The following is a 23,995-nucleotide window of genomic DNA, read 5'->3' on the forward strand; positions in this document are numbered from 1 at the left end:
CGTTCCCCCAGCAGCGGAGGCGTGCATGGTCCCGAGTCCGAATCGTGTGAGGCATGACCTCCGATTGTCGGCGCGGTTGTCACCGGCGTCCGCACTGCACACCGGCGACATCTCCTGCACGCACCACCGCGCATGCTTGCGCGGCTGAGCGGCGCACGGCGAACGCGTCGAGGGAATTCCCATCCACGTCAGGCATCCCGGCGCAGGAACCGACCGGAAAGCCGCATCACCAGGCCAGAGGGAGAAACATCATGTCCAGCGAAGCGAAATGCCCGTTCCATCCTGCTGCCACCGGCACCACCAACCGGGACTGGTGGCCCAACCAGCTCCGGCTCGAACTGCTCAGCCAGCACTCGGAAAAGTCCGACCCGCTGGGTCGCTCGTTCGACTATCGCAAGGAATTCGCCAAGCTCGACTATGCGGCCCTCAAGAAGGACCTGCTGGCAATGATGACCGACTCCAAGGACTGGTGGCCGGCCGACTTCGGCAGCTACGCGGGCCTGATGATCCGCATGGCCTGGCATGCCGCCGGCACCTACCGCATCGGTGATGGGCGCGGGGGCGCCGGACGCGGCCAGCAACGCTTCGCTCCGCTGAACTCCTGGCCGGACAATGTGAGTCTGGACAAGGCACGCCGCCTGCTGTGGCCGATCAAGCAGAAGTACGGCCAGAAGATCTCCTGGGGTGACCTGATGATCCTGGCCGGCAATGTTGCGCTGGAATCGACCGGTTTCCGCACCTTCGGCTTCGCCGGCGGACGCGAGGACGTATGGGAACCCGACCAGGACGTGTCCTGGGGCAGCGAAACCGAGTGGCTGGCGCTGAGCAACACGCCGGACAGCCGCTACTCCCACGGCAAGCCCGGCGAGCGCAACCTGGACAACCCGCTGGCTGCCGTGCAGATGGGCCTGATCTACGTGAATCCGGAGGGTCCGGACGGCAACGCCGACCCGCTCGCCGCTGCGCACGACATCCGCGAGACCTTCGCCCGCATGGCGATGAACGACGAGGAGACCGTCGCGCTGATCGCCGGCGGCCACACCCTCGGCAAGACCCACGGCGCGGCCCCGGCCAGCAACGTCGGCGCCGATCCGGAAGCCGCCCCGCTCGAAGCCCAGGGCTTCGGCTGGGCCAACAAGTTTGCCAGCGGCGTGGGCAAGGACGCGATCACCTCCGGCCTGGAGGTCACCTGGACCCGCACCCCGGTGCAGTGGAGCAACGACTTCTTCAAGTTCCTGTTCGACTTCGAATGGGAGCTGGAGAAGAGCCCGGCCGGCGCGCAGCAGTGGGTAGCCAAGGATTCCGAAGCGATCATCCCCGGCCCCTCGGCGGATTCGCCCAAGCGCCGTCCGACCATGCTCACCACTGACCTCTCGCTGCGCTTCGACCCGGCCTACGAAAAGATCTCGCGCAAGTTCCGCGACGATCCCCAGGCCTTCGCCGAAGCCTATGCGCGCGCCTGGTTCAAGCTGACCCATCGCGACCTCGGTCCGAAGTCCCGTTACCTGGGGCCGGAGATCCCGAAGGAAGATCTGCTGTGGCAGGACCCGCTACCCAAGGCCACCCATCATCCGACTGCCGCCGACATCGCCGACCTCAAGGCGAAGATCGCCGCCTCGGGATTGAGCGTGTCGCAGCTGGTGTCGATCGCCTGGGCCTCGGCGTCGACCTTCCGCGGCGGCGACAAGCGTGGCGGTGCCAACGGTGCGCGCATTCGCCTCGCCCCGCAGAAGGACTGGGCGGTCAACGCCGCGGCAGTGAAGGCGCTGCCGAAGCTGGAAGAGATCCAGAAGGCATCCGGCAAGGCTTCGCTGGCTGACGTGATCGTGCTGGCCGGTGGCGTGGGCATCGAGATGGCGGCGAAAGCCGCGGGCCTCAGCGTCGAGGTGCCGTTCTCGCCGGGTCGCGTCGACGCCGATGCCGAGCTGACCGATGTCGAATCCTTCAGCTATCTCGAGCCGTTTGCCGATGGCTTCCGCAATTACCTCAAAGGCAAATCGCCGCTGCCTGCCGAACACCTGCTGGTCGACAAGGCGCAGCTGCTCACCCTCACCGCGCCGGAGATGACCGCGCTGGTCGGCGGCCTGCGTGTGCTCGGCGCCAACTTCGACGGCAGCAAGGACGGCGTGCTTACCGACAAGCCTGGCGTGCTCGGCAACGACTTCTTTGTCAATCTGCTGGACATGGCCACCGAGTGGAAACCGGCCGGCGAGCGCTTCGAGGGGCGCGACCGCACGACCGGTGCGGTGAAGTACACCGGCACGCGCGTCGACCTGGTGTTCGGCTCGAACTCGGTGCTGCGCTCGCTGGCCGAGGTCTACGCCCAGGCCGATGGCAGGGACAAGTTCGTCGCCGACTTCGTCGCCGCCTGGGTCAAGGTGATGAACCTGGACCGCTTCGATCTGCAGGGCTGACCACGCAGCGCGACTCGGGGCGCGGAGCGCAGGCTCCGCGCCCCGCTTTCAGTGACGGACTTCAGTCGCGCTTGGTCGTGCTTTCGGCGGCAACGGGAGCCACCGGCTCGTCGGCATGCGGATCCATCGGGCCGGTGAACGCGGGCGTGACCATGTGCGGGTCGTCTGCGTCGGGCAGGCCTACGTCCGGAATGCTGCCGTCGGTGACCGACTCCACCGGCAGATCCTGCGGCGGATCGAGCACCGGGTCGCGCGCGGGCAACCGGCCCGCCTCGACCAGATGCTGGATGCGTCCGAATACCTCGGCCCGGCCGAACGGCTTCTTCATGAAGTCGTCCGCCCCGAAGCGCTGCACGTAGAACTGCTCGGTGGCCTGAAGGTTGCCGCTGATCATCACGATCGGAATGCCGTGGGTATCCGGCTCGCGGCGCAGAGCGCGCAGCACGGCGAAACCGTTCATGCCCGGCATCACGATGTCGAGGAAGATCAGCTCGGGCTTTTCCTCGCGCGCCAGGCGCAGGGCCGTCTCGCCGTCACCGGCCTTGGACACCACGTAGCCGTCCTGGGTGAGCATCTTGCCCAGCACCGCACGGATGGTCGGCGAATCGTCCACCACCAGCATGCGCGTGCCCCGCACGGCCTGCGTGCGGGGCATGTGCTGGCGGCGCTCGGTGCCCAGCAGGCGCTTGAACAGATCGAAGCCGGACATGGCGGCGCTCCCCTCTTTACTCGCGCCTAGTCTCGGCGCCTGCCGCCCGGGAAGCAATCGCTGCGTGAACGCAGCCGTGCCGCAATACGTTTCAACCGGGCCCGGAGCCGCCCTCTTTCAGGCGCCGCAACTCGGCGCGATCGTGCTTGTCGGGTCGGCCGGACGGACGTGGCGCAAGCGTCAAACGGCGAGTGGCGCGCGCGGCTTCGCGAGCCTTCCGGCTGGCGTCGCTTTCGCGATAAAGCGCCTGCGCGACCGGTGCCGGCCCGCGTTGCGCGGACAGGCAAAGCACCTCGACCTCCATCGTTTCCTCACCGCGACGGATCACCAGTCGGTCGCCCGCGCGCACCGCACGCGCCGCCTTGCAGGGACCGCCGTTGAGCTCGACCTTGCCGCCGCCGACCGCCTGCTTGGCCAGGCTTCGGGTTTTGAAGAACCGGGCCGCCCACAGCCACACATCGATACGCAGGTCGTCAGCCGGAGTGCATTTCGCTTCGCTCATGACGGCATTATGGTCGACCGGACCGCACCGAGGAAAAGCCCACATGGACCCGACCCTGCAACCCTGGATCATGGCCGGCATCGCCTTCGTCTCCGGTTTCATGCTGGCACGGTCGATCTATCGGCAAGCGAAGCCGACCAGCCGGCCCGCACCGCCGCGCATCGACGACGAGGCTGTCGACGCCGCGATCCGCGCGAACAAGATCATCGAGGCGATCAAGCAGTACCGGGACCGCACCGGCTGCGGCCTGAAGCAGGCAAAGGAAGCGGTCGAGCAACGGGCTCGCGAGCTGGGCATGCGCCGTTGAACCGCTAGCCCCCCATCAGCAGGTTCGCCAGCGGCACCGTCGCCAGCGACAGCACGATGCCGGCGCCCAGCACGGTGTTGGCCAGGCGCGGTTCCAGTTCGTACTGGTCGGCCAGGATCGCCGCGGAGATCATCGGCGCCATCGCCGCCTGCAGCACGCCGACCACCAGGGTCAGGCCGGTGACGCCGGCGAGCATGCCCAGTCCCCATCCGGCCAGCGGTGCGAGCGCCAGCTTCCAGGCCAGCCCGCTGGACAGCGCGCCGAGCTGGTCGCGGTGCAGGTGCAGCTTGAACTGCAGTCCCACCGAGAACAGCGCCAGCGGCGTCAGCGTCTGGCCCAGCTGCAGGAGCAGGTGATCTAGCGCCTCCGGCCAGCCGCCGGCAAGACCGGCGACGACACCCACCAGCAGCGCGATGAACGCCGGAAAGGTGGCGATCCGGCGCACCACCAGCGCCACGCTGGGCTGGCGTCCGGAGTACAGCGAAGCCACCACGATGCCGCCGGCGGCCAGCAACGGAAAGCAGCCGAGCTGGTCGGACACCACCGCCAGCGCCAGCCCCGGCTGCCCGTGCATCGCCTGCACCATCGGGTAGCCCATGAACGAGGTATTGCCCAGGCCGCACACCAGGGTCAGCGCGCCGATGCGCGAGCGCGACCAGCCGAACAGGCGCCCCAGCACCGCGAACAGCAGCCAGGCGCCGAAGAAGGTCACCCACATCGTCGCCACCGGAAACCACAGGTGCCGGTCGAAGTGCACGCGCGGGATCATCGCCAGCACCAGTGCCGGCAGCGCGATGTTCAGCACCCACCAGTTCAGTCCGGCCACGATCCCGGACGGGGGACGGGCGAAGCGCGCCACCAGGGCGCCCAGCACCAGACACACGAACAGCAACAGCAACGCACTCATCGACGGCGACGGCCCGCACAACACAAAGCGTCATTAGACGCGATGCAACATGAGTCAGGGAAGCCGGACCAAGGTCGCGCCGGCGCATCGGCGATAATCGGCGCCCCGCCGCCCCGGATCCGTGCCTCGAGATGACCGACTCCACCCACCGCGTGCACGGCCTGGCCGGCGACGAGATCGCTCCGGACTGGCCCGCCCTCACCGAGGCGGAGCTGTCCAGCGTGCTGGCCACGATGCCCGCGGCCGGCGGCTTGCGGCGCGTGCTCTGGCGCAGTCCGCGCCCGCTGTCCGCGGCCGGCCTGGTCGAGACCGCGCGCGGCAGCACTGTCTTCGTCAAGCGACACCACGTGAGCGTGCGCGCGGCCGCCACGCTGGCCGAGGAGCACGCCCTGCTCGAGCACCTGCATCGCCACGGACTGCCGGTAGTCGAGGTGCTCGCCGACTGCGACGGCCAGACCGCCCTCGCGCACGGCGACTGGACCTACGAGGTCCACACCGTTGCCCGCGGCGAGGACCTCTATCGCGACACGATCTCGTGGCAACCGCCCGACCGACTCGCCCATGCGCGCACCGCCGGCCGCATGCTGGCCCGGCTGCACGCGGCCTCCGCCAGCTATTCCGCCGCCCAGCGCGGGACGCACATCCTGGTCGCACGCAGCGAACTGGCGACGGCCGCCGATCCGGTAGCCACGCTGCGCTCGCAGCTCCCGCAGCGCCCCGCCCTCGCCGCCTACCTCGCGCGCCGCGACTGGCCACGCGACCTCGAGCGGCTGTTCGCGCCCTGGCGGGCAGCGCAGCCGGCGCTGGTGCGGCAGCCGCGGCTGTGGACGCACGGCGACTGGCACGTCTCCAACCTGTGCTGGAGCGGCGGCGGCGACACGGCCGAGGTGACCTGCGTGCTCGACTTCGGACTGGCCGCCTGCAACTTCGCCCTGTTCGACCTGGCCACCGCGATCGAGCGCAACGCGATCGCCTGGCTGGCGCTCGACGCGGGTGACGCCGCCGCCCGCCCCGACATCGCGCGGGCGCTCATCGCCGGCTACCGCGAGGAGCGGCCACTCGGCACCGACGAGCTACACCTGCTCGCCGACCTGCTGCCGGTGGTGCACGTGGATTTCGCGCTGTCGGAAGTGGAGTACTTCCACGGCATCACCCGCTCGGCGCACGCGGCCGACGTGGCCTACGACACCTTCCTAATCGGCCATGCCGCGTGGTTCGAGGACGCTCCCGGACAGCGTCTGCTGGCAGCGATCCGCGACGCGGGCTGAGCGGGTCCGGAACCGGCGCGGCTCCCATCGCGCGGGCTTTCATGTTTCAATAGCGGTCTTGAAGCGGGGGTGCCCGGTCGAACGGCCGGGCTGAGAGAGTCCCTTGGAACCTGATCCGGTTCGCACCGGCGTAGGGAGCTTGCAGCAACCATGGCGCACGTCCGTGCGTCGTGCGCGCGCCGTCGCTTCGTCCTGCCCATTCGAGACGACGACGACCATGACCCTGCACCGCACGCCCCTCGCCACTGCCCTGCTCGCTGCCCTGGCGATCGCGCCGCTGTGCGCCCGCGCCGCCGACGACGCCGGCCACGACCCGGCCCAGGCGAAGAAACTCGGGACGGTGCAGGTCACCGCCGACGCCGACAAGGGCTACCACGCCGACAGCGCGCAGGTGGATACGTTCGGCAGCTTCGGCAACGCACCGCTGCACGACACGCCGGCCTCGGTCACCGTGATCACCCGCGACCTGATCGACGACCGCCAGCCGCGCACGCTCAGCGAACTGGTGCGCACCGATGCGTCGGTCGGCGACAACTACGCGCCCGTGGGCTACTACCAGGACCTGGCGATCCGCGGCTTCGTGCTCGACCTGGCCACGGCCTACCGCATGAACGACATGACCATCAACGGCGAGCAGCTGACGCCGCTGGAGGACAAGCAGCGGGTGGAGATCCTCAAGGGCCTGGGTGGGCTGGAGGCCGGCATCATCGCCCCAGGTGGCATCGTCAACTACGTGACCAAGGGTCCGGCCGACGTGCGCACTGCCACGCTGGGCACCGACTCGCACGGCTCGCGCTACGCCGCGGTGGACATGGGCGGCTGGCTGACCCCCACCTTCGGCCTGCGTGTGAATGCTGCGCACGAGGCCATGCACTCCTACGTCGAGCACACACCGGGCCGGCGCAGCTTCCTCTCGCTCGCCGCCGACTGGAAGATCAGCGACCGCGCCACGCTGCAACTGGACACCGACTACCAGACCAGCGGCCAGCGCTCGGTGTCCGGCTACCAGCTGCTCGGCGGCACGACGATCCCGGCGCATCCGAGCAACACCCGCCTGCTCGGCTACGAGCCGTGGCAGCAGCCCGTCGGCATCCACTCCAGCAACACCACCGCGCGCTTCGACTACCGCTTCAGCGACCGCTGGAGCGCCCGGCTCTCGGCCGGTCACAGCCACACCGTGATCAACGACAACGTCGCGTTCGCCTACGGCTGCTTCTACGCGCCGCAGTGCGCCACCGGCGAGTACCCGGGCAATTTCTTCGCGCCCAACGGCGACTACGACATCTACGATTTCCGCAGCCCGGGCGACACCCGCCAGAACGACGAGGTGCGCGTCGTGCTCAAGGGCGGCTTCGACACAGGCGGCATCGGTCACGAAATCAGCGTCGGCGCCAGCGCCTTCCGCCGCACGCTGGACCAGCGGCCCTACGTCTACGACTACGTCGGCACCGGCAACATCGACCAGGTGATCCCGCCGTATTTCGCGCCATCGCCGAACCAGCCCGGTCCGTCCGCGCGCACGTTCAGCAGCTGGCAGCGCGCGCTGTTCGGCATGGACCGCATCCACCTCGGCGAGCAGTGGCAGCTGCTGGCCGGCGCCCGCTTCGTGCGCCTGCACGAGCGTGCGTGGGACGACAGCGGCCGGGTGCTCCAGCGCGACACCCGCCTGAGCAAGACCCTGCCGCAGGCGGCGGTGATGTGGCAGCCGGCCGAGCCGCTGACCGTCTATGCCAGCTACAGCGAGAACCTCGCCCTGGGCGCCGAGGCGCCGTACTGGACCAGCAACGGCGGCCAGATGCTGGCCCCGGTGCACTCGCGGCAGATCGAGACCGGCGTGAAATACGACTGGAGCGACGCGCTGAGCCTGCAGGCGGCGCTGTACCGCATCCGCCAGCCCTACCAGTTCGCGCAGCCGGACCACTCGGCGGCCGGCTTCACCTTCGTGCAGCGCGGCCAGGAAGCGCACACCGGCCTGGAGCTGGGCGCCGACGGCCGGATCAGCGACGACCTGCGCCTCACCGCCAGCGCGAACCTTATCCAGGCCCGCGCCAGCCACAGCGGCACGCCGGCCTATGAAGGCCACCAGATCATCAACGTGCCGCGCCTGCGCACCTCGGTGTACCTGGACTACCGGCTGCCGTTCGCGCACGCGGTCGGCCTGCTGGCCGGCTGGCGCTACGCGAGCGCCAATCCGGCCACGCCGGACGGCCGTGTCCGCGTGCCGGCATACAACGTGTTCGACGCCGGCCTGCGCTACACCACGACCTGGAGCGATCACCCGATGACCTGGCACCTGAGCGTGGACAATCTGTTCAACCGCTTCTACTGGCGAGACACCGGCAACACCGGCGGCGACAGCTACCTGTTCCCGGGCGCGCCGCGGTTGGCGCGGCTGTCGGTCACGGTCGGGTTCTGACCGTGTCCTGGATCGAACTGACCGGAGCGGTGATCAGCGCCTGGGCGGTGTGGCTGACCGCGCGCCGGCGGCAGCTGTGCTGGCCGGTCGGGCTGGCCTCGGTGCTGGTCTACGGCGGCATCTTCGTCGACGCCAGGCTCTACTCCGATGCCCTGCTGCAGCTGGCGTTCGCCGGCCTGATCGTCTACGGCTGGCAGCGCTGGCGGCGCAACCTCGACGATGACGGCCGGGTACAGGTGGCTCCCCTGCGGTTTACCGAGGCGGCCGGCAACGTCGCGCTCGGCGTGATCGGCGCGCTGGCACTGGGTTTCGCCATGCACCGCTGGACCGACGCCGCCCTGCCCTGGCTGGACGCGGCGCTGACCAGCTTCAGCCTGGTCGCACAGTGGTGGCAGGGGCGGCGCCACCTGGCCGCCTGGTGGCTGTGGATTCTGGTCGACGTGATCTACGTGGGCGAGTACGTCTACAAGGACCTGCTGATCACCTCGGTGCTGTACGCCGGCTTCGTGGTGCTCGCCATCCTGGGGCTGCGCGAGTGGCGGCAGGCGCGTGGCGAGGCACCGGTCGTCGCAGCCTGAACCGGCGCCCGCGCCCCGGGCGTGCGAAGATGGTGCCTCCCGCCGCTACTCCTTTTCCGTTGGACATGGCTTCAAGCAACTACGACTTCCGACAGTTCCAGGCCGAACTGGCCGCACTGGACCAGGCCAGGGAAAAGGCGACACCCGAACCGGCACCGGCCGCGCCAGCGGCCCCGACACCGTCACCCGCCCCGGCCAAGCGCGGTCGCGGCCGCCCCAGCACCAAGGCCGCCGAGGCCGAGCGGATGGCCCGGGCCCGCGAGGAATTCCTCGCCCTGCGCGCGAAATACAATCTGGGTGTCGGCGACGTGGTGGCGTTCTTCCCGGAAGAGGAAGGCATCGCCTACCTGCAGGCCCTGCTGGCCCAACCGCAGCCGCGCCGCCGCCGCAAACGGATGGACGATACCGGAGACTAGGCCTCGTCCCCGGCCAGGAAGCGGTAACCCACTCCAGGCTCGGTCTTGAGCCAGCGCGGCTCGGCAGGATCGTCGCCGAGCTTCTGGCGCAGACGCCCGATCACGATGCGCAGGTAGTGGGTGTCCTGCACATGGGTGGCGCCCCAGACCTCGCGCAGCAGCTGTTGCTGGCTGACCACCCGGCCGGCATGGCGCAGCAGCATCGCCAGCACGGCGTATTCCTTGCGGGTCAGAGCCACCGGCTCGCCATCCAATGCCACCTCGCGCCTCAGCTGATCGACCACCAGAAGGCCATCGTCGTAGCGTGGTGCGGCGTCCGGCGCAGCCGTCACGGCCACCCGGCTGCGCAACAGCACGCGCAGCCGCGCCATCAGTTCCTGGATCCCGAAGGGCTTGGTGACGTAATCGTTGGCGCCGTTGTCCAGCGCACGCACCTTCTGCGCCTCGCTGTCGCGCACCGACAGCATCAGCACCGGCACCTGGCTCCATTGGCGCAGCTCGGCAAGCACCTCGTGCCCCTCGCGGTCCGGCAGGCCGATGTCCAGGATCACCAGGTCCGGTGACTGCGTGGCCGCCAGCGCAAGCCCCTCCTCGGCAGTGGCCGCCTGCAGCACCTGGTAGCCCTCGGCGCGCAGGCCGATGTCGAGGAAACGGCGGATCTGCGCCTCGTCGTCGATCACGAGCACGCGTGGTGCGGTCGAAGTCATGGGCCGGGCTCCGGGGCAGGCGGCAGCGGCAGAACGATGCGGATCACGGTGCCGCCACCTTCGGCGGGCAGTGCCTCTACCGAGCCGCCGTGCGCACCGACCATGCCACGGCAGATCGACAACCCGAGGCCGGTGCCCTTGTGGCCCCGGTCGCCACGCGAGACGGAATAGAACATGTCGAAGATGCGCGCGCGCTCGGCTTCGGGAATGCCGGGCCCCCGATCGGCCACGCGGATCGCCAGCCGATCGCCATCCACGGCCAGGTCCACTGTCACCGGTGCACCGGGCGGCGAGAAATGCGCGGCGTTTTCCAGCACGTTGAACAACGCCTGCTCGATCAGTGCCGGGTGCACGTAGAGCAACACAGTCGCTTCGGGAAGATGCGTCTCGACCGCCTGCTCCGGGTAATAGCGACGCAGCCGGCCGATCGCCGCCAGCACGATCTCGGCGGCATCGACCCAGTCGCGCTGCAACTTCAGCGTGCCGTGGCCGAGCCGGGTCATGTCGAGCAGGTTCTGGATGTAGCGGTCCAGCCGCTGGCCCTCGCCGAGGATCGACTGCAGCAACTCGCCACGCTCTTGCGGCGCCAACTGGGCGTCGTAGCTGGCCAGGGTTCCGGCCGCGCCGATCATCGCCGCCAGCGGCGAACGCAGGTCGTGCGAGACGGAGGACAGCAGCGCGTTGCGCAGACGCTCGGTCTCGCCCTGCACGCGCGCCTGCTCCAGCGCCTCGGCCAGCCTGGCGCGCTCGAGCACGCGCGCGATGTCGGCAAGCATCGCCAGGGCCAGCTCGCGGCGCGGCAGGTCCGGCCCCTCGTCCTCGTCTATCAGCGACAGCGCCACCAGTCCCGCGGCCGGCGCCAGCGGATCGACCGGCAGCAGCCAGCAGCCGATCCCGGCGAAGTTCGCCTCGTGGCGACCGGCGGGACGCGCGTGGGCAGCGACCCAGCTGGCGGCGGCCAGTTCGTCCGGCCCGAGCTCCGGCGTGTCCGACGAGGCAGCGACCACCGCCAGCGCCCCGCGCGGATCCGGCGCGAACAGCATGACGCCGCCGGAGAGCGTGCGCGCCAGCGCCACCACCGCGGTGTCGCGCACCGCCTGCAGCCCGCCGCAACCGGCCAGCCGCTTGCCCAGGTCGAGCAGGGCGCGGGCGCGCCACTGCGCCTCGCGCAGCCCCTCCACCTGGGTCGACAACCGCGTCGCCAGCCGGCTGCAGACCAGCGCGACCGCCAGGAACAGCCCCACCGCCAGCACGTCGTCCGGCCGCTCGATCGCCAGCGTGTAGCGCGGCTCGGTGAAGAAGAAGTTGTAGCCGACGAAGCACAGCAGCGCGGTGTAGACCGCCACGGTCATGCGTGTGCGCACCGCCACCACCAGCACCGCGGTGAGGAACACCAGCGCCAGGTTCGCCACCGACAGATAGCGCTGCGCCACGAAGGCCAGCGCGAAACCCAGCACCGCGACCGCGGTAGCGAACAGGTAGTCGCCGAGCCGGCGTGAGGCCGGCGACGGCTGCGGGCGGGAAACGTCGATCATGCGGTCCGATCCGAGGCTGCCGGCCCACGTTAGTGCATCGCCCAGCCCGGCGGCGAGGGGATGCGCCCAGCCTCCCGCCACCCCGCGGCCGCCGGCGGTATCCGCGGCCAAGCGATTAGATCTCCACCTGCGCCCCGAGCTCGATCAGCCGGTTGCCGGGGATGCGGAAGAACGCCGTGGCCGGCATCGCGTTGCGTGCGAGCAGCACGAACAGCTTTTCCCGCCAAAGCGCCATGCCAGGTCGCCGACTGCCGGCCACGATGCTCTCGCGCGAGACGAAGAACGTGGTGTCCATCATGTCGAAGTGGATGCCACTGCGGGCGCATTCGGCCAGCCGCACCGGCACGTCCGGGTCCTCGGCGAAACCGAAGCGCAGGCGCAGCCGGGCGAAGCCGCCTTCCAGCGGCGTCCACTCGATGCGCTGATCCTCGTCGGCCACCGGCTCATCCAGCGTCTCCACCGTCAGCATCACGTTGCGCTCGTGCAGCACCTTGTTGTGCTTGAGGTTGTGCAGCAGCGCGTGCGGCACGGCATTGCCGTTGCCGGTGAGGAACACCGCCGTACCGGCAACGCGCACCGGCGGATGCTCGCTCATGTTCACGATGAACGGCGCCAGCGCCAGGCCACCCTGCTGGATCTCGCGCACCACCAGCTCGCGGCCGCGGCGCCAGGTGGTCATCAGCAGGAACACCACCAGCCCCAGCGCCAGCGGGAACCAGCCGCCGGACTCGATCTTGATGATGTTGGCACTGAAGAAGCCCAGGTCCACCACCAGCAGACCGGCGCCGGTGGCGATCACCGCCGCCCAGCTCCAGCGCCACTGGATGCGCGCCACGGTGAGCGCCAGCAGCGTGGTGATCACCATCGTGCCGGTCACCGCGATGCCATAGGCCGAGCCCAGGTTGTCCGAGGAGCGGAAGCCGACGACCGCCAGCACGATCAGCACCAGCAGCGCGCGGTTGATCCACGGCACGTAGACCTGGCCGGACATCTCCTGCGAGGTGTGCACCACCTGCATGCGCGGCACGTAACCGAGCTGCATCGCCTCGCGGGTCATCGAGAACGCGCCGGAAATCACCGCCTGCGAGGCGATCACCGTGGCCGCCGTGGCCAGTCCGATCATCGGGTACAGCAGTGCCCGCGGCACCAGGTGATAGAACGGGTTGGCCACCGTGGCCGGGTCCATCAGCACCAGCGCGCCCTGGCCGAAATAGTTCAGCAGCAGCGCCGGCAGCACGAAGCTGAACCAGGCCAGCCGGATCGGCCCCCTGCCGAAATGCCCCATGTCCGCATACAGCGCCTCGGTACCGGTGACCGCCAGCACCACCGCGCCCAGGGCGAAGAACGCCTCGGCATGGTTGTGGGTGAAGAACTCGATGGCGTAGGTCGGCAACAGGGCGTACAGCACCGCCGGGTGCCGCGCGATGCCGAGCACCCCCAGCGCGGCGATGCAAACGAACCACACCGCGCAGACCGGCCCGAACACCGCGCCGATGCGCGCCGTGCCGTGCTTCTGCAGCCACGCCAGCTCGACGATCACGCCTACCGTCACCGGCACCACGTAGCGCTCCAGCGCCGGTGTGGCGACCTTCAGGCCCTCCACCGCCGACAGCACCGAGATCGCCGGGGTGATCACGCCGTCGCCGTAGAACAGTGCGGCGCCGAACAGGCCCAGCAGCACTACGCCCCAGCGCAGCTGCGGACGGTCCCGCGTGCAGCGCTGGGCCAGCGCCATCAGCGCCATGATGCCGCCCTCGCCCTTGTTGTCGGCGCGCATGATGAACAGCAGGTACTTCACCGACACCACGATGATCAACGCCCAGAACACCAGGCTCAGGGCGCCGAGCACGTTGTCGTGCGAGGCCGGCACGCCATGCGGGCCGAACACCTCCTTGAGCGTGTACAGCGGGCTGGTGCCGATGTCACCGTAAACCACACCCACGGCGCCCAGGGCCAGCGCGGCCATGCGCCGAGACGAAACAGCTTGCATTGCGAAAACTCCCGGAGGCAGCCGGACCGGCACCCCAAAGCCACGACGACGCCACCCGGCATCGCCTTGCGTGGCGCACCGCGTATTGTCGTCAGGCAGGCATAACGGGGGGATAGCGGATTCGGCCGTCGGCATAAAATCCGCGTAAAAATTGCCGCATTGCGGCATCCTGACGTGTCATGCCAGACCCTTTTGCCGGAGGCGACCCCATGCAGCTGAAAACCGTGAGCGTTGCCCTTCCCCGCGACGTACCCCACGGTGACCGCACGGTTTCCACAGGCATCTTCAAGACGGCGGTAAACGGCCCGGTACGTGTGCTGACCGAACAACTGGAAGGCGATGGCCAGGCCGACCGGGTGCACCATGGCGGCCCCGACAAAGCCGTGTACGCGTATTCGCTCGACCACTACGCGTGGTGGCGGCAACAGCTGGGGCGCGACGACCTCGTGCCGGGACATTTCGGCGAGAACCTCACCATCGCCGGGCTCGACGAAAACGAGCTTTGCCTCGGCGACCAGCTCGCCATCGGCTCGGCCCGGTTCGTGGTGACCCAGCCGCGCGTCCCCTGCTTCAAGCTCGGCCTGCGATTCGGGGACGCGGACATGCCGAAGCGCTTCGCCGACTCGCTGCGTTGCGGGGCGTACCTGCGCGTGCTGGAGCCAGGCAGCATCGAGGCCGGCGACCGGGTACAGCGGGTGGCCCGCGGTCACGACCGGATTGCCATCGGCCCGGTGTTCCACGCCTACCTCCATCCGAACGAACCAGCCGCGCAGGCGCTGCTGGCCCGCGCGCTGACCGTGCCGGAGCTGTCCGCCGAGTGGCATAGCTCGATTGAACGGCGGCTGGCGCGTCGCCATGCCGACGGCCTGTCCCCCGGCAACGGAGAAGCACCGTGAGCATCCATGTGATCGCGCGCCTGACCGCCCGCCCCGAACACCGCGACGATGTCGCCCGCGCCCTCGGCCCGCTGGTCGCCGGCAGCCGCGCCGAGCCGGGCAACCGGCGGTACGACCTGTTCGCCGCCGCCGACGGCTCGCCGGTGTTCCACATCGTGGAGGCCTACGACGACGAAGCCGCCCTGCAGGCGCACCGCGACAGCGCGCACTACCGCAGCTACCGCGCGACCGTGGTGGACTGGCTGGCGGCGCCGCCCGAGGTCCACGTGCTCGAGCCGCTCGACGTGGCCGGCGCATGAGCGATAGCACCTCCGCGCGGCCGGCCCTGCGCGGCACCCACCATGTCGCGCTGATCGGCTCGGACTACGCACGCTCGAAGCGCTTCTACACCGACCTGCTCGGCTGCACCGTGCTGGACGAGCACTACCGCGACGCACGCGACAGCTGGAAGCTGGACCTGGCCCTGCCCGACGGCACCCGGCTGGAGCTGTTTTCCTTCCCCGACCCGCCGTCGCGGCCGAGCCGGCCCGAGGCCTGCGGCCTGCGCCACCTGGCCTTCGCGGTGGACGACGTGGCGGCCTGGCAGGCGTACCTCGCGGCGGCCGGGGTCGCCACCGAGGCGATCCGCGTGGACGAGTACACCGGTCGTCGCTTCCTGTTCTTCGCCGACCCGGACGGCCTGCCGCTGGAGCTGTACGAGACCGGCGGCGCCTGAGGAACCGGCCAAAAGAAAGCCCGCCATCCGGCGGGCTTCCCGTTTCGGCGCGAAGCGCCCGATCAGCCGAGCAGCACGCGGTTCATGCGCTGCACGAAGGCGGCCGGATCCGGCAACTGGGCACCGGCGGCGATCTCGGCCTGCTCCAGCAGCAGCAGGGCCAGGTCCTTCGCCCTGCCCTCGTCACCCTCGGCCTCGACGCGCTGCACCAGCGCGTGCGCCGGGTTCACCTCCAGCGTCGGCTTGGCATCCGGCAGCTCGTGGCCGGCCTCGCGCAGCAGGCGCGCCAGGTGCGGCGCCATCTCGTAGTCGGACAGCGCCAGGCAGGACGGGCTGTCGGTGAGGCGCGCGGAGACCTTCACCTCGCCCACGCGGTCGCCGAGCAGATCCTTCAGCTTCTTCAGCAGCGGCTCGGCCGCCCTGGTGGCTTCTTCCTGCTTCTGCTTGTCCGCCTCATCCAGCGGCAGCTCGCCCTTGGCCACGTTCTTGAGCTTCTTGCCGGCGTACTCGGGGAGGCTGCCGACCATCCACTCGTCGATGCGGTCGGACATCAGCAGCACCTCGATGTCCTTGGCCCGGAACGCCTCCAGCTGCGGGCTGCCCGCGGCGGCGGCGTAGCCGTCGGCGGTGATGTACCAGATGGTGTCCTGGCCCACCGCCATGCGGCCGACGTATTCGTCCAGCGACACCGTCTGCGCGCTGCCCTCGCCCTTGGTGCTGGCGAAGCGCAGCAGCTTGGCGATGCGCTCGCGGTTGGCGCCATCCTCGGCGATGCCTTCCTTCAGCGTGTTGCCGAAGGCCTTGTAGAAGGTGGCGAACTTTTCCGGCTCGTCCCGGGCCAGCTTCTCGATCAGGTCGAGCACACGCTTCACGCAGGCCGACTTGATCCGCTCCAGGTTGCGGTTCTGCTGCAGGATCTCGCGGCTGACGTTCAGTGGCAGGTCGTCGGCATCCACCACTCCCCGCACGAAACGCAGGTAGTTCGGCAGCAGCTCCTCGGCGGCGTCCATGATGAAGACGCGCTTGATGTAGAGCTTCAGACCCTTGCGCTCGTCGCGCCCGCCCATCATCAGGTCGAACGGCGGCTGCGACGGCAGGTACAGCAGGGTGGTGAAGCTCTGGCTGCCCTCGACGCGGTTGTGCGACCAGGCGAGCGGATCGTTGAAGTCGTGGCCCAGCGACTTGTAGAAGCCGATGTAGTCCTCGTCGGAAATCTCGCTCTTGGGCTTGGTCCACAGCGCGGAGGCCGCGTTGGTGCTCTCGAACTCGTCGGTGGGCTTGCCGTCCTTCTCCACCGGCATGCGGATCGGGAAGGCGACGTGGTCGGAGTACTTGCGGATCAGCGACTTCAGCTGCCAGCCCTTGAGGAACTCGTCCTCGTCGGCCTTCAGGTGCAGCGTCACCGCGGTACCGCGCTCCGCAAGCTCGACCGGCTCGAGCGAATACTCGCCCTTGCCGTCGCTTTCCCACTTCACGCCCTCGCCCGCAGGCGCGTCGGCGCGGCGGGTCACCACGGTGACCTTGTCGGCCACCACGAAGGCGGAATAGAAGCCCACGCCGAACTGGCCGATCAGGCGCGCGTCGGCCTTCTGCTCGCCGCTCATCGCCTCGAGGAAGCGCCTGGTGCCGGAGCTGGCGATGGTGCCGATGTTGGCGACCACCTCGTCGCGGGTCATACCGATGCCGTTGTCGCGCACGGTGACGGTGCGCGCCGCCTCGTCCCAGCTCACGTCGATGTGCAGTTCGCCGTCGCCGGCCAGCAGCTCAGGCTTGGCGATCGACTCGAAGCGCAGCTTGTCGCAGGCATCGGAGGCGTTGGAGATCAGCTCGCGCAGGAAGATCTCCTTGTGCGAGTAGAGCGAGTGGGTCACCAGGTGCAGGACCTGGGCGACTTCGGCTTCGAACTTGCGGGTTTCGGCAGGTGCGTTCATGCGTGGAATTTCCGTGTGTTGCGGTTGCTGGAAGAAAAAAGCCCGGGGCCGGTTCGCCAGCGAGGGCGGATCGCCGGACCGGCTCCGGCCACTCAGCGGGCGGTTGCGTTCTGCAGCGCGGCGATACGCTCGTTCAGCGGCGGGTGGCTCATGAACAGGCGCTGCAGACCGGCCGCCAGCGGGCCGGAGATGCCGAAGGCGGCAATGGTCTTCGGCAAAGTGTTCTCGCCGTGATTGACTTGCAGCCGCTGCAGCGCGGAGATCATCGCACCGCGGCCGGCCAGGTTGGCCCCCGCGGCGTCGGCGCGGTATTCGCGCCAGCGCGAGAACGCCGCCACGATCATCGAGGCGAACAGGCCGAACACCACCTGCAGCACCATCACCGAGACGAAATAGCCGATCCCGCCACCGCTGTCGCGGCTGTCGCGCCCGCCCGACAGCCAGCTGTCGACCACCCGGCCGACGATGCGCGAGGCGACGATCACCAGCGTATTGAGCACGCCCTGGATCAGGGTCAGGGTGACCATGTCGCCGTTGGCGACGTGGCCGATCTCGTGGCCGAGCACGGCGCGGACCTGGTCGCGGTCCATCTGCTGCAGCAGACCGCTGCTCACCGCCACCAGTGCGTGGTTGCGGCTGGCGCCGGTGGCGAAGGCGTTCATCTCCGGGGCGTCGTAGATCGCCACCTCGGGCATGCCGATACCGGCCCGCTGGGCATGCTGGCGGACGGTGTCGACCAGCCAGCGCTCGGTATCGTTGGCCGGCTGCTCGATCACCCGGGCGCCGGTGGACATCTTCGCCATCCACTTGGACATCAGCAGCGAGATGAAGGCGCCACCCATGCCGAACACGGCGGCGAAAACCAGCAGCCCGGTCATTCCGCCGTAGCCGCGGGCGGCCGCCCACTGGTCGACCCCCAGCAGATGGCAGACGATGCTGAGCAGGAACAGGACGGCGATGTTGGTGGCGAGGAAAAGGGCGATGCGACGCATGGCTGTCTCTCTGGCAGTCATGAAAAGGTTGGGCACGCGACCGGAGCCGCCTTCCGCTATTCGGGGCGAAACCGGCTGGTTTCAAGGCGAGCGACCCCGCTTAGAATGCCTCGATGACCTACCGCGGACGCTTCGCCCCCTCGCCCACCGGACCACTGCATTTCGGGTCGCTGGTGGCCGCGGTCGGCAGTTGGCTGTGCGCCCGCCAGGCCGGCGGCCAGTGGCTGGTGCGGATGGAGGACATCGACCCCCCGCGCGAGGTTCCCGGTGCGGCCCGCGACATCCTGGCCACCCTGCCCGCCTTCGGCCTGGTGGCTGACGGCCCGGTGCTGTACCAGTCGGCTCGCCGGGCCGCCTATGACGCGGCCTTCGAGAAGCTGCGCGCGGAGGGGCACGTGTTCCCCTGCTGGTGCAGCCGGACGGACCTCGCCGCCCGGGGCGGGCTCCATCGGGACGGCCTCTGCGTGGCTCCGCCCTCCGACGACCGGCCGCCGGCCTGGCGCCTGCGCGCCCCGGACGAGGACATCGCATTCACTGACGGCCTGCAGGGGACGCAGCGGCAGAACTTGCGCGAGACCGCCGGCGATTTCGTGATCCGGCGCGTGGAGGGCTATTACGCCTACCAGTTGGCTTGCGTGGTGGACGACGCTTTCCAGGGCATCACCGAGGTCGTGCGCGGCACCGACCTGCTCGACTCCACGCCGCGGCAGATCTACCTGCAACGCCTGCTCGGCCTGCCCACGCCGGCCTACCTTCACCTGCCGCTGGCCCGCGATGCGCAGGGCCGCAAGCTTTCCAAGTCCGCCGGTGCCGGCGCACTCGACCCGGCCGAGCCGATGCCCGCGTTGCGCCGTGCCCTGGCCTTCCTCGGATTGCCGCACGACCAACCGGCCGCCACCCCGGCCGAACTGCTCGCTGCAACATCAGGATGTTTCAATCGAAACGACTTGGCGCGTCGCAGCAGCCATCCGGACGGCTGAACCGTTATAAAGAACAGATGCCCGCATCGCGGTCCCGGCCCCCAGCCACCCTCGCAAGGAGATCCAAGCACATGACCCAACGCACTGCGCTCGTCACCGGCGGCACCGGCGGCATCGGCACCGCCATCATCCGTTACCTCGCTGGACAGGGGCATCGGGTGGCCTCGAACTTCCGGGATGCGGAAAAAGGCGAGCGCTGGCGAAAGGCCATGGCCGACGAGGGCATCGACGTGCTGATGGTGCCTGGTGACGTGTCCGAGCCCGGCTCGTGTGTGGACATGATCAAGACCATCGAGGACAAGCTCGGCCCGGTCGACATCCTCGTCAACAACGCCGGCATCACCCGCGACTCCACCTTCCACAAGATGAGTTACCAGCAGTGGATCGACGTGGTGAACACCAACCTCAACGCGTGCTTCAACGTCACCCGACCGGTGATCGAGGGCATGCGCGCGCGCAAGTGGGGCCGCATCGTGCAGATCAGCTCGATCAACGGCCAGAAGGGCCAGTACGGCCAGGCCAACTACGCCGCCGCCAAGGCCGGCATGCACGGCTTCACCATTTCGCTGGCGCAGGAAAACGCCAAGTTCGGGATTACCGTCAATACCGTCTCGCCCGGCTACGTGGGCACCGACATGGTCATGGCCGTGCCTGAGGAAGTACGCGAGAAGATCGTGGCGCAGATCCCGGTCGGACGCCTCGGCAAGCCCGAGGAGATCGCCCACGCGGTAGCCTTCTTCACCACCGACCAGGCCAGCTGGATCACCGGCGCCAACCTGGCGATCAACGGCGGCCACTACATGGGCTGGTGATCGGGAGTGAGGAGTGAGTGGGGAGGAGTGAGAGGTGAGAGAAGAGCAAAAGCACAAACGTGCGCTGCGCCAGCCTCGCCTGTGATTGCCAACCATCCGCCGGGTGAGGAACGGTCCAGAAGTCAGGACGCACCGCACCCTGCCTTCTCTCACCTCTCACTCCTCTTCACTCACTCCTGTTCTTTCACTCCTCGCCCTTCAGCAGTTTCTCCATCACCTTACCCACCGCCGCAAAGGCGAACGCCCCCGTCACGTGGGTCGCCGCGCCCAGGCCGCCACCGCAGGCCAGGTTCAAGGTGTCGCCGCCCGGCGGCCGGGTTCCGCAGACCGTGCCGTCCGGCTGCGGGTACTGCACGTTCTGCAGCGAATAGACCGCCGAGATGCCGAAGTAGCGATCGGGGTTGCGCGGAAAGCCGAAATCCTGGCGGAGCTTCTTCCGGATCAGGCTGAACATCGCGTCGTGCTCCGTGCGCGACAGGTCGCGCACGCGGATCTGGGTGGGGTCGGTGCGACCGCCGGCCGAGCCGACGGTGACCATCGGCAGCTTGCGCCGACGGCACCAGGCAATCGCTTCCAGCTTCACCCGGAACGCATCGCAGGCATCGAGTACCACGTCGTAGCCGCGATCGAGCAGGTCATCCAGGGTTGACGGCGTGAGGAAGCGCTCGATCGCCTCCAGCCGCAGCGCCGGATTGATCGCATGGAGCCGACTGGCCATCACGCCGACCTTGGGACGACCGTACTCCCCGTCCAGCGCGTGCAACTGGCGATTGGTATTGGAGACGCAGACCTCGTCGGCATCGATCAGGGTCAACCGCCCCACCGCGCTGCGGGCCAGCGCCTCGGCCGCCCAGGAGCCGACGCCGCCGATGCCGACCACGGCTACATGCTTGCCGGCCAGCCGCGACAGGCTGCCCACCCCGTACAGGCGTTCGACACCTGCGAACCGCTCGCGCAACGCCGTTTCGGCCGCGCTGCTCATTGCGCGACACCTGCCCGGACCGGGCCGTGGAAAGACCGCATGCAAGACAACTCCGACAGGACAACCGGTGCATTGTAGCGGCGACAGGCCGCAACGCTGATGGCAGGCGCGTCCGCCTCGGCTATGCTCCCCGCACCCCAAACCGACAGGAATCCGGACACATGCGGTCTGCCCTACTCATCGCGCTCGGCCTGGCCATCGGTATCCTCGGTACCGCTTTCGCGATCAGCGCACTGCACCAGCGCACCCCGCTGCCCAAGGCCGTCATGACGGTGATGGCTTATCACATGAGCCAGCTCGAACACTCGGTCAAGGCTCAGCAATGCGATGCGACCGCGGTCCACTCGAACCTGGAACGGCTGCAGTCCGCGGCGCTGGACATCCCGGGCGCGTTCAAGGGCGCCGAGGATCCCTTCATGAAATCGTCCGACAAACTGCAGGGTGCGCTGCGCGACGCGGTCGCGGCGGCGCCGGGTACCTGCGCGGCGCTGGCCACCGCGCTGCAGCCGGTCGACAACGCCTGCGACGACTGCCACAAGCGGTTCCGCTGACGACTCCGGAACCTGCGCCATGTCGAACCCGCCCCGCCTGTGGATCCGCCTGCGCGATGGGCTGACGCGGCTCGACGACACGCTGTTCGAACACACCCGGCCCAGCCAGCCCAGCCTGGCGGCGATGGGCCTGATCGGCGCGCTGTGCATGCTGGCGTACTACCCGGTCTGGAAGTACGCGCTGCCGCAGCCCTACGAGAACCTGCCGCTGCGCGTCGCAGGCTGCATCGTGCTGCTGCCGCTGGCGATGCAGCGCTGGTGGCCGCGCCGCCTGCGCGCCCTGCTGCCGGCGTACTGGCATCTGGCCGTCACCTTCGTGCTGCCGTTCTTCGCCGGCTACATGCTCCTGCGCAACGGCGGCAGCACGCCGTGGCTGCTGATCCACCTGGCGTCGATGTACCTGACCATGATGATGTTCGACGTGGTCGCCTTCGGCGCGATCTTCGTCGCCGGCAGCCTGCTGGCGTGGCTGACCTGGGTGCTCGGCCCGCACGACCCGATGCCGCTGCTGCGGCTGCAGCTCTACCTGCCGCTGCTGGCGATGGCGCTGGCACTCGGCCCGCTCGCCAGCCTGTCGCAGAAGCATGCCGACAAGACCCGCATCCAGGCCCTGACCCGGGCCTCCAACAACATCGCCCACGAGCTGCGTACGCCGCTCGGAGCGCTGCACATCGCCGGGCAGGCGTTCCGGCGCTACCTGCCCGACCTGCTGGTGAGCCACCGGTTGGCCAGGGAAGCCGGCCTGCCGGTGGCGGAGCTGCGCGAGGCGCACCTGGAGGCGCTGGAACGCGGCATGGACACGATCGAGCACGAGGTGGCGCATGCCCACACCGTGATCGACATGCTGCTGATGGCCGCGCGCCCGCTCGACCAGCAGCAGCTGACCCCGCTGCAGATCCGCCGGCTGCTGGAGGAGGCGATCGCCCGCTACCCCTATGCCGCGCGGGTGGAGCAGGAGCGGGTGCACCTGCTCGAAGGCGACGACTTCGTGCTGACGGGCAGCGAGCCGCTGCTCACCCACGTGATCTTCAACCTGCTGCGCAACGGCCTGTACCACACCGGGCGTGCCGGCAAAGGGGAAATCTCGATCGGGGTGGAGCACGAGGGCCGCTGGGGACGCATCCGCGTCCGGGACACCGGGCCGGGCATCCCACCGGACGTGCTGCCACGTATCTTCAATCGCTTCTACTCCTACAGCGAGGACCGCGGCGGCGTCGCCGGGCTGGGCATCGGCCTGGCATTCTGCCGCGAGGCGGTCGAGCGGATGGGCGGTACCATCACCTGCCGCTCCCGCTGGGGCGAATACACCGAATTCCTGATTTCCCTACCGGCCCGCGATCCCAACGTCCGCGCATGACCCTGACTTTCGACCACGGCCTGACGCCGTTCCGGTTTCCCACCACGACGTTGATGGTGGACGACCACGAAACCTATCTCGGCGTGGTGCCGCTGATGCTCGATCCGATGCAGCGGATCCGCAGCTACAGCTCGCCGCGGCAGGCATTGGCGGACCTGCACCAGGCCGACACCCGCGCCGTGCCGGGCGGCGGCTGGCTGTACCGCTGGCACGAGCATCCGTCACCCAGCCGCGAGCTGATGGCGCTGGACATGGATGCGATCGTGCGCACGATGTTCGACCCGATGCGCTTCGCCGAAGTCTCGGTGGTGGTGGTGGACCAGGCAATGCCGGAAATGGACGGGCTGGAGTTCTGCAGCCGCATCGACAATCCGTACATCGGCAAGGTGCTGCTGACCGGCCGGGCCGACGACGCCACGGCGATCGAAGCCTTCAACTCCGGGCTGATCGACCGCTTCATCCGCAAGAACGATCCGCGTGCGATGGAAAAGCTGCAGCAGGCGATCGCCGCCCTGCAGGAGCGCTACTTCGAGCGTGCCAGCCGCTTCGTCTCCGAGGCGATGGCGCTCGGCGACGTGCACTTTCTGCGCGACCCGGTGTTCCTCCCGGTGCTGCGGGACGTACTGGCCGGGTTCCCCGCAGTGGAATGCTATCTGCACGTGAACCCCACCGGGCTGCTGCTGATCGACGCCGACGGCGAGGGACGCTTCCTGCTGGTGCAGACCGACGACGACCTGCGCACCCACTACGAGATCGCCAGCGACCTCGGCGCGCCAATCGAAGTGCTGTCGGCCCTGCGCGACGCCACTGCCCTGCCCTGGTTCGCCAGTCGCGACGGCTACTACAGCGACGATCCCGCGGTCGCCCCGGTGCAGATGATCCCGGCCACCACGATCCGCGGCGAGCACTGGTACCACTACGCGCTGGTCGAGGACGTGGCGCAACGCTTCGAGCTGGACCGCATCGTCAGCTACCGGCGCTGGCTGCGCGACCAGGACGACGCACTGCGCGGCTGAGACTTTCGGCGCAG

The 23,995-nt window shown here is 69.0% G+C and carries 23 protein-coding genes and 1 riboswitch; of the genes, 14 read left to right on the plus strand and 9 right to left on the minus strand.

Translation table 11 applies throughout. From position 1 onward, the window contains the following. Positions 1–251: 251 nt before the first annotated feature. The gene (katG, locus tag C693_RS0103850; RefSeq protein WP_017460935.1) at positions 252–2,414 is read left to right on the plus strand and encodes a catalase/peroxidase HPI; all 2,163 of its coding nucleotides are present in this window, start codon (positions 252–254) and stop codon (positions 2,412–2,414) included. Positions 2,415–2,475: 61 nt separating this feature from the next. Here the strand turns inward: katG and C693_RS0103855 are convergent, their stop codons facing one another. Both C693_RS0103855 and C693_RS0103860 read right to left on the minus strand, forming a co-directional pair. Further along, a complete protein-coding gene (locus tag C693_RS0103855) occupies positions 2,476–3,123 on the minus strand; it encodes a response regulator (protein WP_017460936.1) in 648 nt (215 codons plus the stop codon). A 91-nt stretch (positions 3,124–3,214) separates the two neighbouring features. Further along, positions 3,215–3,625, minus strand: coding sequence for an RNA-binding S4 domain-containing protein (locus C693_RS0103860; RefSeq protein WP_017460937.1), 411 nt, complete (start codon positions 3,623–3,625; stop codon positions 3,215–3,217). Positions 3,626–3,668: 43 nt separating this feature from the next. Here C693_RS0103860 and C693_RS21030 point away from each other — a divergent pair, with 43 nt between their 5' ends. Further along, the gene (locus tag C693_RS21030; RefSeq protein ID WP_017460938.1) at positions 3,669–3,932 is read left to right on the plus strand and encodes a hypothetical protein; all 264 of its coding nucleotides are present in this window, start codon (positions 3,669–3,671) and stop codon (positions 3,930–3,932) included. A gap of 4 nt (positions 3,933–3,936) precedes the next feature. On the opposite strand, the gene C693_RS0103870 is transcribed toward C693_RS21030, so the two are convergent. Beyond that, the gene (locus tag C693_RS0103870) at positions 3,937–4,839 is read right to left on the minus strand and encodes an AEC family transporter (protein WP_026107164.1); all 903 of its coding nucleotides are present in this window, start codon (positions 4,837–4,839) and stop codon (positions 3,937–3,939) included. Positions 4,840–4,970: 131 nt separating this feature from the next. Between C693_RS0103870 and C693_RS0103875 the strand changes: the two genes are divergently transcribed. From C693_RS0103875 to C693_RS0103890, 4 genes are all read left to right on the plus strand, one after another. Next, positions 4,971–6,107, plus strand: coding sequence for a phosphotransferase enzyme family protein (locus C693_RS0103875; protein WP_017460940.1), 1,137 nt, complete (start codon positions 4,971–4,973; stop codon positions 6,105–6,107). Between the two features lie 55 nt (positions 6,108–6,162). After that, positions 6,163–6,261: riboswitch (TPP riboswitch) on the plus strand. Positions 6,262–6,324: 63 nt separating this feature from the next. Next, entirely contained in the window at positions 6,325–8,523 is a 2,199-nt protein-coding gene (locus C693_RS0103880) for a TonB-dependent siderophore receptor (protein WP_017460941.1), read from the plus strand. Positions 8,524–8,525: 2 nt separating this feature from the next. Further along, positions 8,526–9,101 (plus strand): nicotinamide riboside transporter PnuC, encoded by a 576-nt coding sequence (gene pnuC, locus C693_RS0103885; protein ID WP_017460942.1) that lies wholly within the window; start codon positions 8,526–8,528, stop codon positions 9,099–9,101. 65 nt (positions 9,102–9,166) lie between these two features. Next, positions 9,167–9,517, plus strand: a complete 351-nt coding sequence (locus C693_RS0103890; RefSeq protein WP_017460943.1) for a hypothetical protein — start codon at positions 9,167–9,169, stop codon at positions 9,515–9,517. Here the strand turns inward: C693_RS0103890 and C693_RS0103895 are convergent. From C693_RS0103895 to C693_RS0103905, 3 genes are all read right to left on the minus strand, one after another. Beyond that, complete coding sequence (locus tag C693_RS0103895; protein ID WP_017460944.1) at positions 9,514–10,224, minus strand: response regulator; 711 nt, start codon at positions 10,222–10,224, stop codon at positions 9,514–9,516. The two genes, C693_RS0103890 and C693_RS0103895, sit on opposite strands and share 4 nt — an antisense overlap. After that, on the minus strand, positions 10,221–11,759 hold the full coding sequence (locus C693_RS0103900) for an ATP-binding protein (RefSeq protein ID WP_100243640.1): 1,539 nt from the start codon (positions 11,757–11,759) through the stop codon (positions 10,221–10,223). The genes C693_RS0103895 and C693_RS0103900 overlap by 4 nt, the downstream gene beginning before the upstream one ends. Positions 11,760–11,874: 115 nt before the next feature. After that, entirely contained in the window at positions 11,875–13,749 is a 1,875-nt protein-coding gene (locus tag C693_RS0103905) for a potassium transporter Kup (RefSeq protein ID WP_026107165.1), read from the minus strand. Between the two features lie 209 nt (positions 13,750–13,958). Here C693_RS0103905 and C693_RS21035 point away from each other — a divergent pair, with 209 nt between their 5' ends. The 3 genes from C693_RS21035 to gloA2 are packed head-to-tail and all read left to right on the plus strand — an operon-like array spanning position 13,959 to position 15,360. Beyond that, positions 13,959–14,645, plus strand: a complete 687-nt coding sequence (locus tag C693_RS21035) for an MOSC domain-containing protein (RefSeq protein ID WP_017460947.1) — start codon at positions 13,959–13,961, stop codon at positions 14,643–14,645. Then, complete coding sequence (locus tag C693_RS0103915) at positions 14,642–14,944, plus strand: putative quinol monooxygenase (RefSeq protein ID WP_017460948.1); 303 nt, start codon at positions 14,642–14,644, stop codon at positions 14,942–14,944. Before C693_RS21035 ends, C693_RS0103915 begins: the two co-directional genes overlap by 4 nt. Beyond that, positions 14,941–15,360 carry an SMU1112c/YaeR family gloxylase I-like metalloprotein gene (gloA2, locus tag C693_RS0103920; protein ID WP_017460949.1) on the plus strand — a complete coding sequence of 140 codons (420 nt, stop codon included), beginning with the start codon at positions 14,941–14,943 and terminating at the stop codon, positions 15,358–15,360. Before C693_RS0103915 ends, gloA2 begins: the two co-directional genes overlap by 4 nt. A gap of 62 nt (positions 15,361–15,422) precedes the next feature. Here the strand turns inward: gloA2 and htpG are convergent, their stop codons facing one another. Continuing rightward, entirely contained in the window at positions 15,423–17,291 is a 1,869-nt protein-coding gene (gene htpG, locus C693_RS0103925; RefSeq protein ID WP_017460950.1) for a molecular chaperone HtpG, read from the minus strand. Between the two features lie 92 nt (positions 17,292–17,383). Further along, positions 17,384–18,283, minus strand: a complete 900-nt coding sequence (htpX, locus tag C693_RS0103930) for a protease HtpX (protein WP_017460951.1) — start codon at positions 18,281–18,283, stop codon at positions 17,384–17,386. A gap of 113 nt (positions 18,284–18,396) precedes the next feature. Here htpX and gluQRS point away from each other — a divergent pair, with 113 nt between their 5' ends. Together gluQRS and phbB are read left to right on the plus strand one after the other, a co-directional pair. After that, the gene (gluQRS, locus tag C693_RS21040) at positions 18,397–19,263 is read left to right on the plus strand and encodes a tRNA glutamyl-Q(34) synthetase GluQRS (RefSeq protein ID WP_017460952.1); all 867 of its coding nucleotides are present in this window, start codon (positions 18,397–18,399) and stop codon (positions 19,261–19,263) included. 71 nt (positions 19,264–19,334) lie between these two features. Further along, positions 19,335–20,075 (plus strand): acetoacetyl-CoA reductase, encoded by a 741-nt coding sequence (gene phbB, locus C693_RS0103940; protein ID WP_017460953.1) that lies wholly within the window; start codon positions 19,335–19,337, stop codon positions 20,073–20,075. Positions 20,076–20,259: 184 nt separating this feature from the next. Here phbB and C693_RS0103945 read toward each other — a convergent pair whose 3' ends face one another. Then, positions 20,260–21,057: a tRNA threonylcarbamoyladenosine dehydratase gene (locus C693_RS0103945; RefSeq protein WP_017460954.1), complete on the minus strand. Its 798-nt coding sequence runs from the start codon at positions 21,055–21,057 to the stop codon at positions 20,260–20,262. Positions 21,058–21,218: 161 nt separating this feature from the next. Between C693_RS0103945 and C693_RS0103950 the strand changes: the two genes are divergently transcribed. The 3 genes from C693_RS0103950 to C693_RS22515 are packed head-to-tail and all read left to right on the plus strand — an operon-like array spanning position 21,219 to position 23,981. Beyond that, on the plus strand, positions 21,219–21,608 hold the full coding sequence (locus C693_RS0103950) for a cytochrome c (RefSeq protein ID WP_017460955.1): 390 nt from the start codon (positions 21,219–21,221) through the stop codon (positions 21,606–21,608). A gap of 19 nt (positions 21,609–21,627) precedes the next feature. After that, entirely contained in the window at positions 21,628–22,965 is a 1,338-nt protein-coding gene (locus C693_RS0103955) for a sensor histidine kinase (RefSeq protein ID WP_017460956.1), read from the plus strand. Further along, complete coding sequence (locus C693_RS22515) at positions 22,962–23,981, plus strand: response regulator (protein ID WP_017460957.1); 1,020 nt, start codon at positions 22,962–22,964, stop codon at positions 23,979–23,981. The genes C693_RS0103955 and C693_RS22515 overlap by 4 nt, the downstream gene beginning before the upstream one ends. Positions 23,982–23,995: the final 14 nt, after the last annotated feature.

The organism is Dyella ginsengisoli LA-4 (assembly GCF_000334915.1).
GTDB lineage: Bacteria > Pseudomonadota > Gammaproteobacteria > Xanthomonadales > Rhodanobacteraceae > Dyella_A > Dyella_A ginsengisoli_A.

Bases quoted from the DNA above. Each gene is read 5' to 3' on its own strand.
- katG (WP_017460935.1), top strand. From the start codon at position 252: ATGTCCAGCGAAGCGAAATGCCCGTTCCATCCTGCTGCCACCGGCACC.
- C693_RS0103855 (WP_017460936.1), bottom strand. From the start codon at position 3,123: ATGTCCGGCTTCGATCTGTTCAAGCGCCTGCTGGGCACCGAGCGCCGC.
- C693_RS0103860 (WP_017460937.1), bottom strand. From the start codon at position 3,625: ATGAGCGAAGCGAAATGCACTCCGGCTGACGACCTGCGTATCGATGTG.
- C693_RS21030 (WP_017460938.1), top strand. From the start codon at position 3,669: ATGGACCCGACCCTGCAACCCTGGATCATGGCCGGCATCGCCTTCGTC.
- C693_RS0103870 (WP_026107164.1), bottom strand. From the start codon at position 4,839: ATGAGTGCGTTGCTGTTGCTGTTCGTGTGTCTGGTGCTGGGCGCCCTG.
- C693_RS0103875 (WP_017460940.1), top strand. From the start codon at position 4,971: ATGACCGACTCCACCCACCGCGTGCACGGCCTGGCCGGCGACGAGATC.
- C693_RS0103880 (WP_017460941.1), top strand. From the start codon at position 6,325: ATGACCCTGCACCGCACGCCCCTCGCCACTGCCCTGCTCGCTGCCCTG.
- C693_RS0103890 (WP_017460943.1), top strand. From the start codon at position 9,167: ATGGCTTCAAGCAACTACGACTTCCGACAGTTCCAGGCCGAACTGGCC.
- C693_RS0103895 (WP_017460944.1), bottom strand. From the start codon at position 10,224: ATGACTTCGACCGCACCACGCGTGCTCGTGATCGACGACGAGGCGCAG.
- C693_RS0103900 (WP_100243640.1), bottom strand. From the start codon at position 11,759: ATGATCGACGTTTCCCGCCCGCAGCCGTCGCCGGCCTCACGCCGGCTC.
- C693_RS0103905 (WP_026107165.1), bottom strand. From the start codon at position 13,749: ATGCAAGCTGTTTCGTCTCGGCGCATGGCCGCGCTGGCCCTGGGCGCC.
- C693_RS21035 (WP_017460947.1), top strand. From the start codon at position 13,959: ATGCAGCTGAAAACCGTGAGCGTTGCCCTTCCCCGCGACGTACCCCAC.
- gloA2 (WP_017460949.1), top strand. From the start codon at position 14,941: ATGAGCGATAGCACCTCCGCGCGGCCGGCCCTGCGCGGCACCCACCAT.
- htpG (WP_017460950.1), bottom strand. From the start codon at position 17,291: ATGAACGCACCTGCCGAAACCCGCAAGTTCGAAGCCGAAGTCGCCCAG.
- htpX (WP_017460951.1), bottom strand. From the start codon at position 18,283: ATGCGTCGCATCGCCCTTTTCCTCGCCACCAACATCGCCGTCCTGTTC.
- gluQRS (WP_017460952.1), top strand. From the start codon at position 18,397: ATGACCTACCGCGGACGCTTCGCCCCCTCGCCCACCGGACCACTGCAT.
- phbB (WP_017460953.1), top strand. From the start codon at position 19,335: ATGACCCAACGCACTGCGCTCGTCACCGGCGGCACCGGCGGCATCGGC.
- C693_RS0103945 (WP_017460954.1), bottom strand. From the start codon at position 21,057: ATGAGCAGCGCGGCCGAAACGGCGTTGCGCGAGCGGTTCGCAGGTGTC.
- C693_RS0103950 (WP_017460955.1), top strand. From the start codon at position 21,219: ATGCGGTCTGCCCTACTCATCGCGCTCGGCCTGGCCATCGGTATCCTC.
- C693_RS0103955 (WP_017460956.1), top strand. From the start codon at position 21,628: ATGTCGAACCCGCCCCGCCTGTGGATCCGCCTGCGCGATGGGCTGACG.
- C693_RS22515 (WP_017460957.1), top strand. From the start codon at position 22,962: ATGACCCTGACTTTCGACCACGGCCTGACGCCGTTCCGGTTTCCCACC.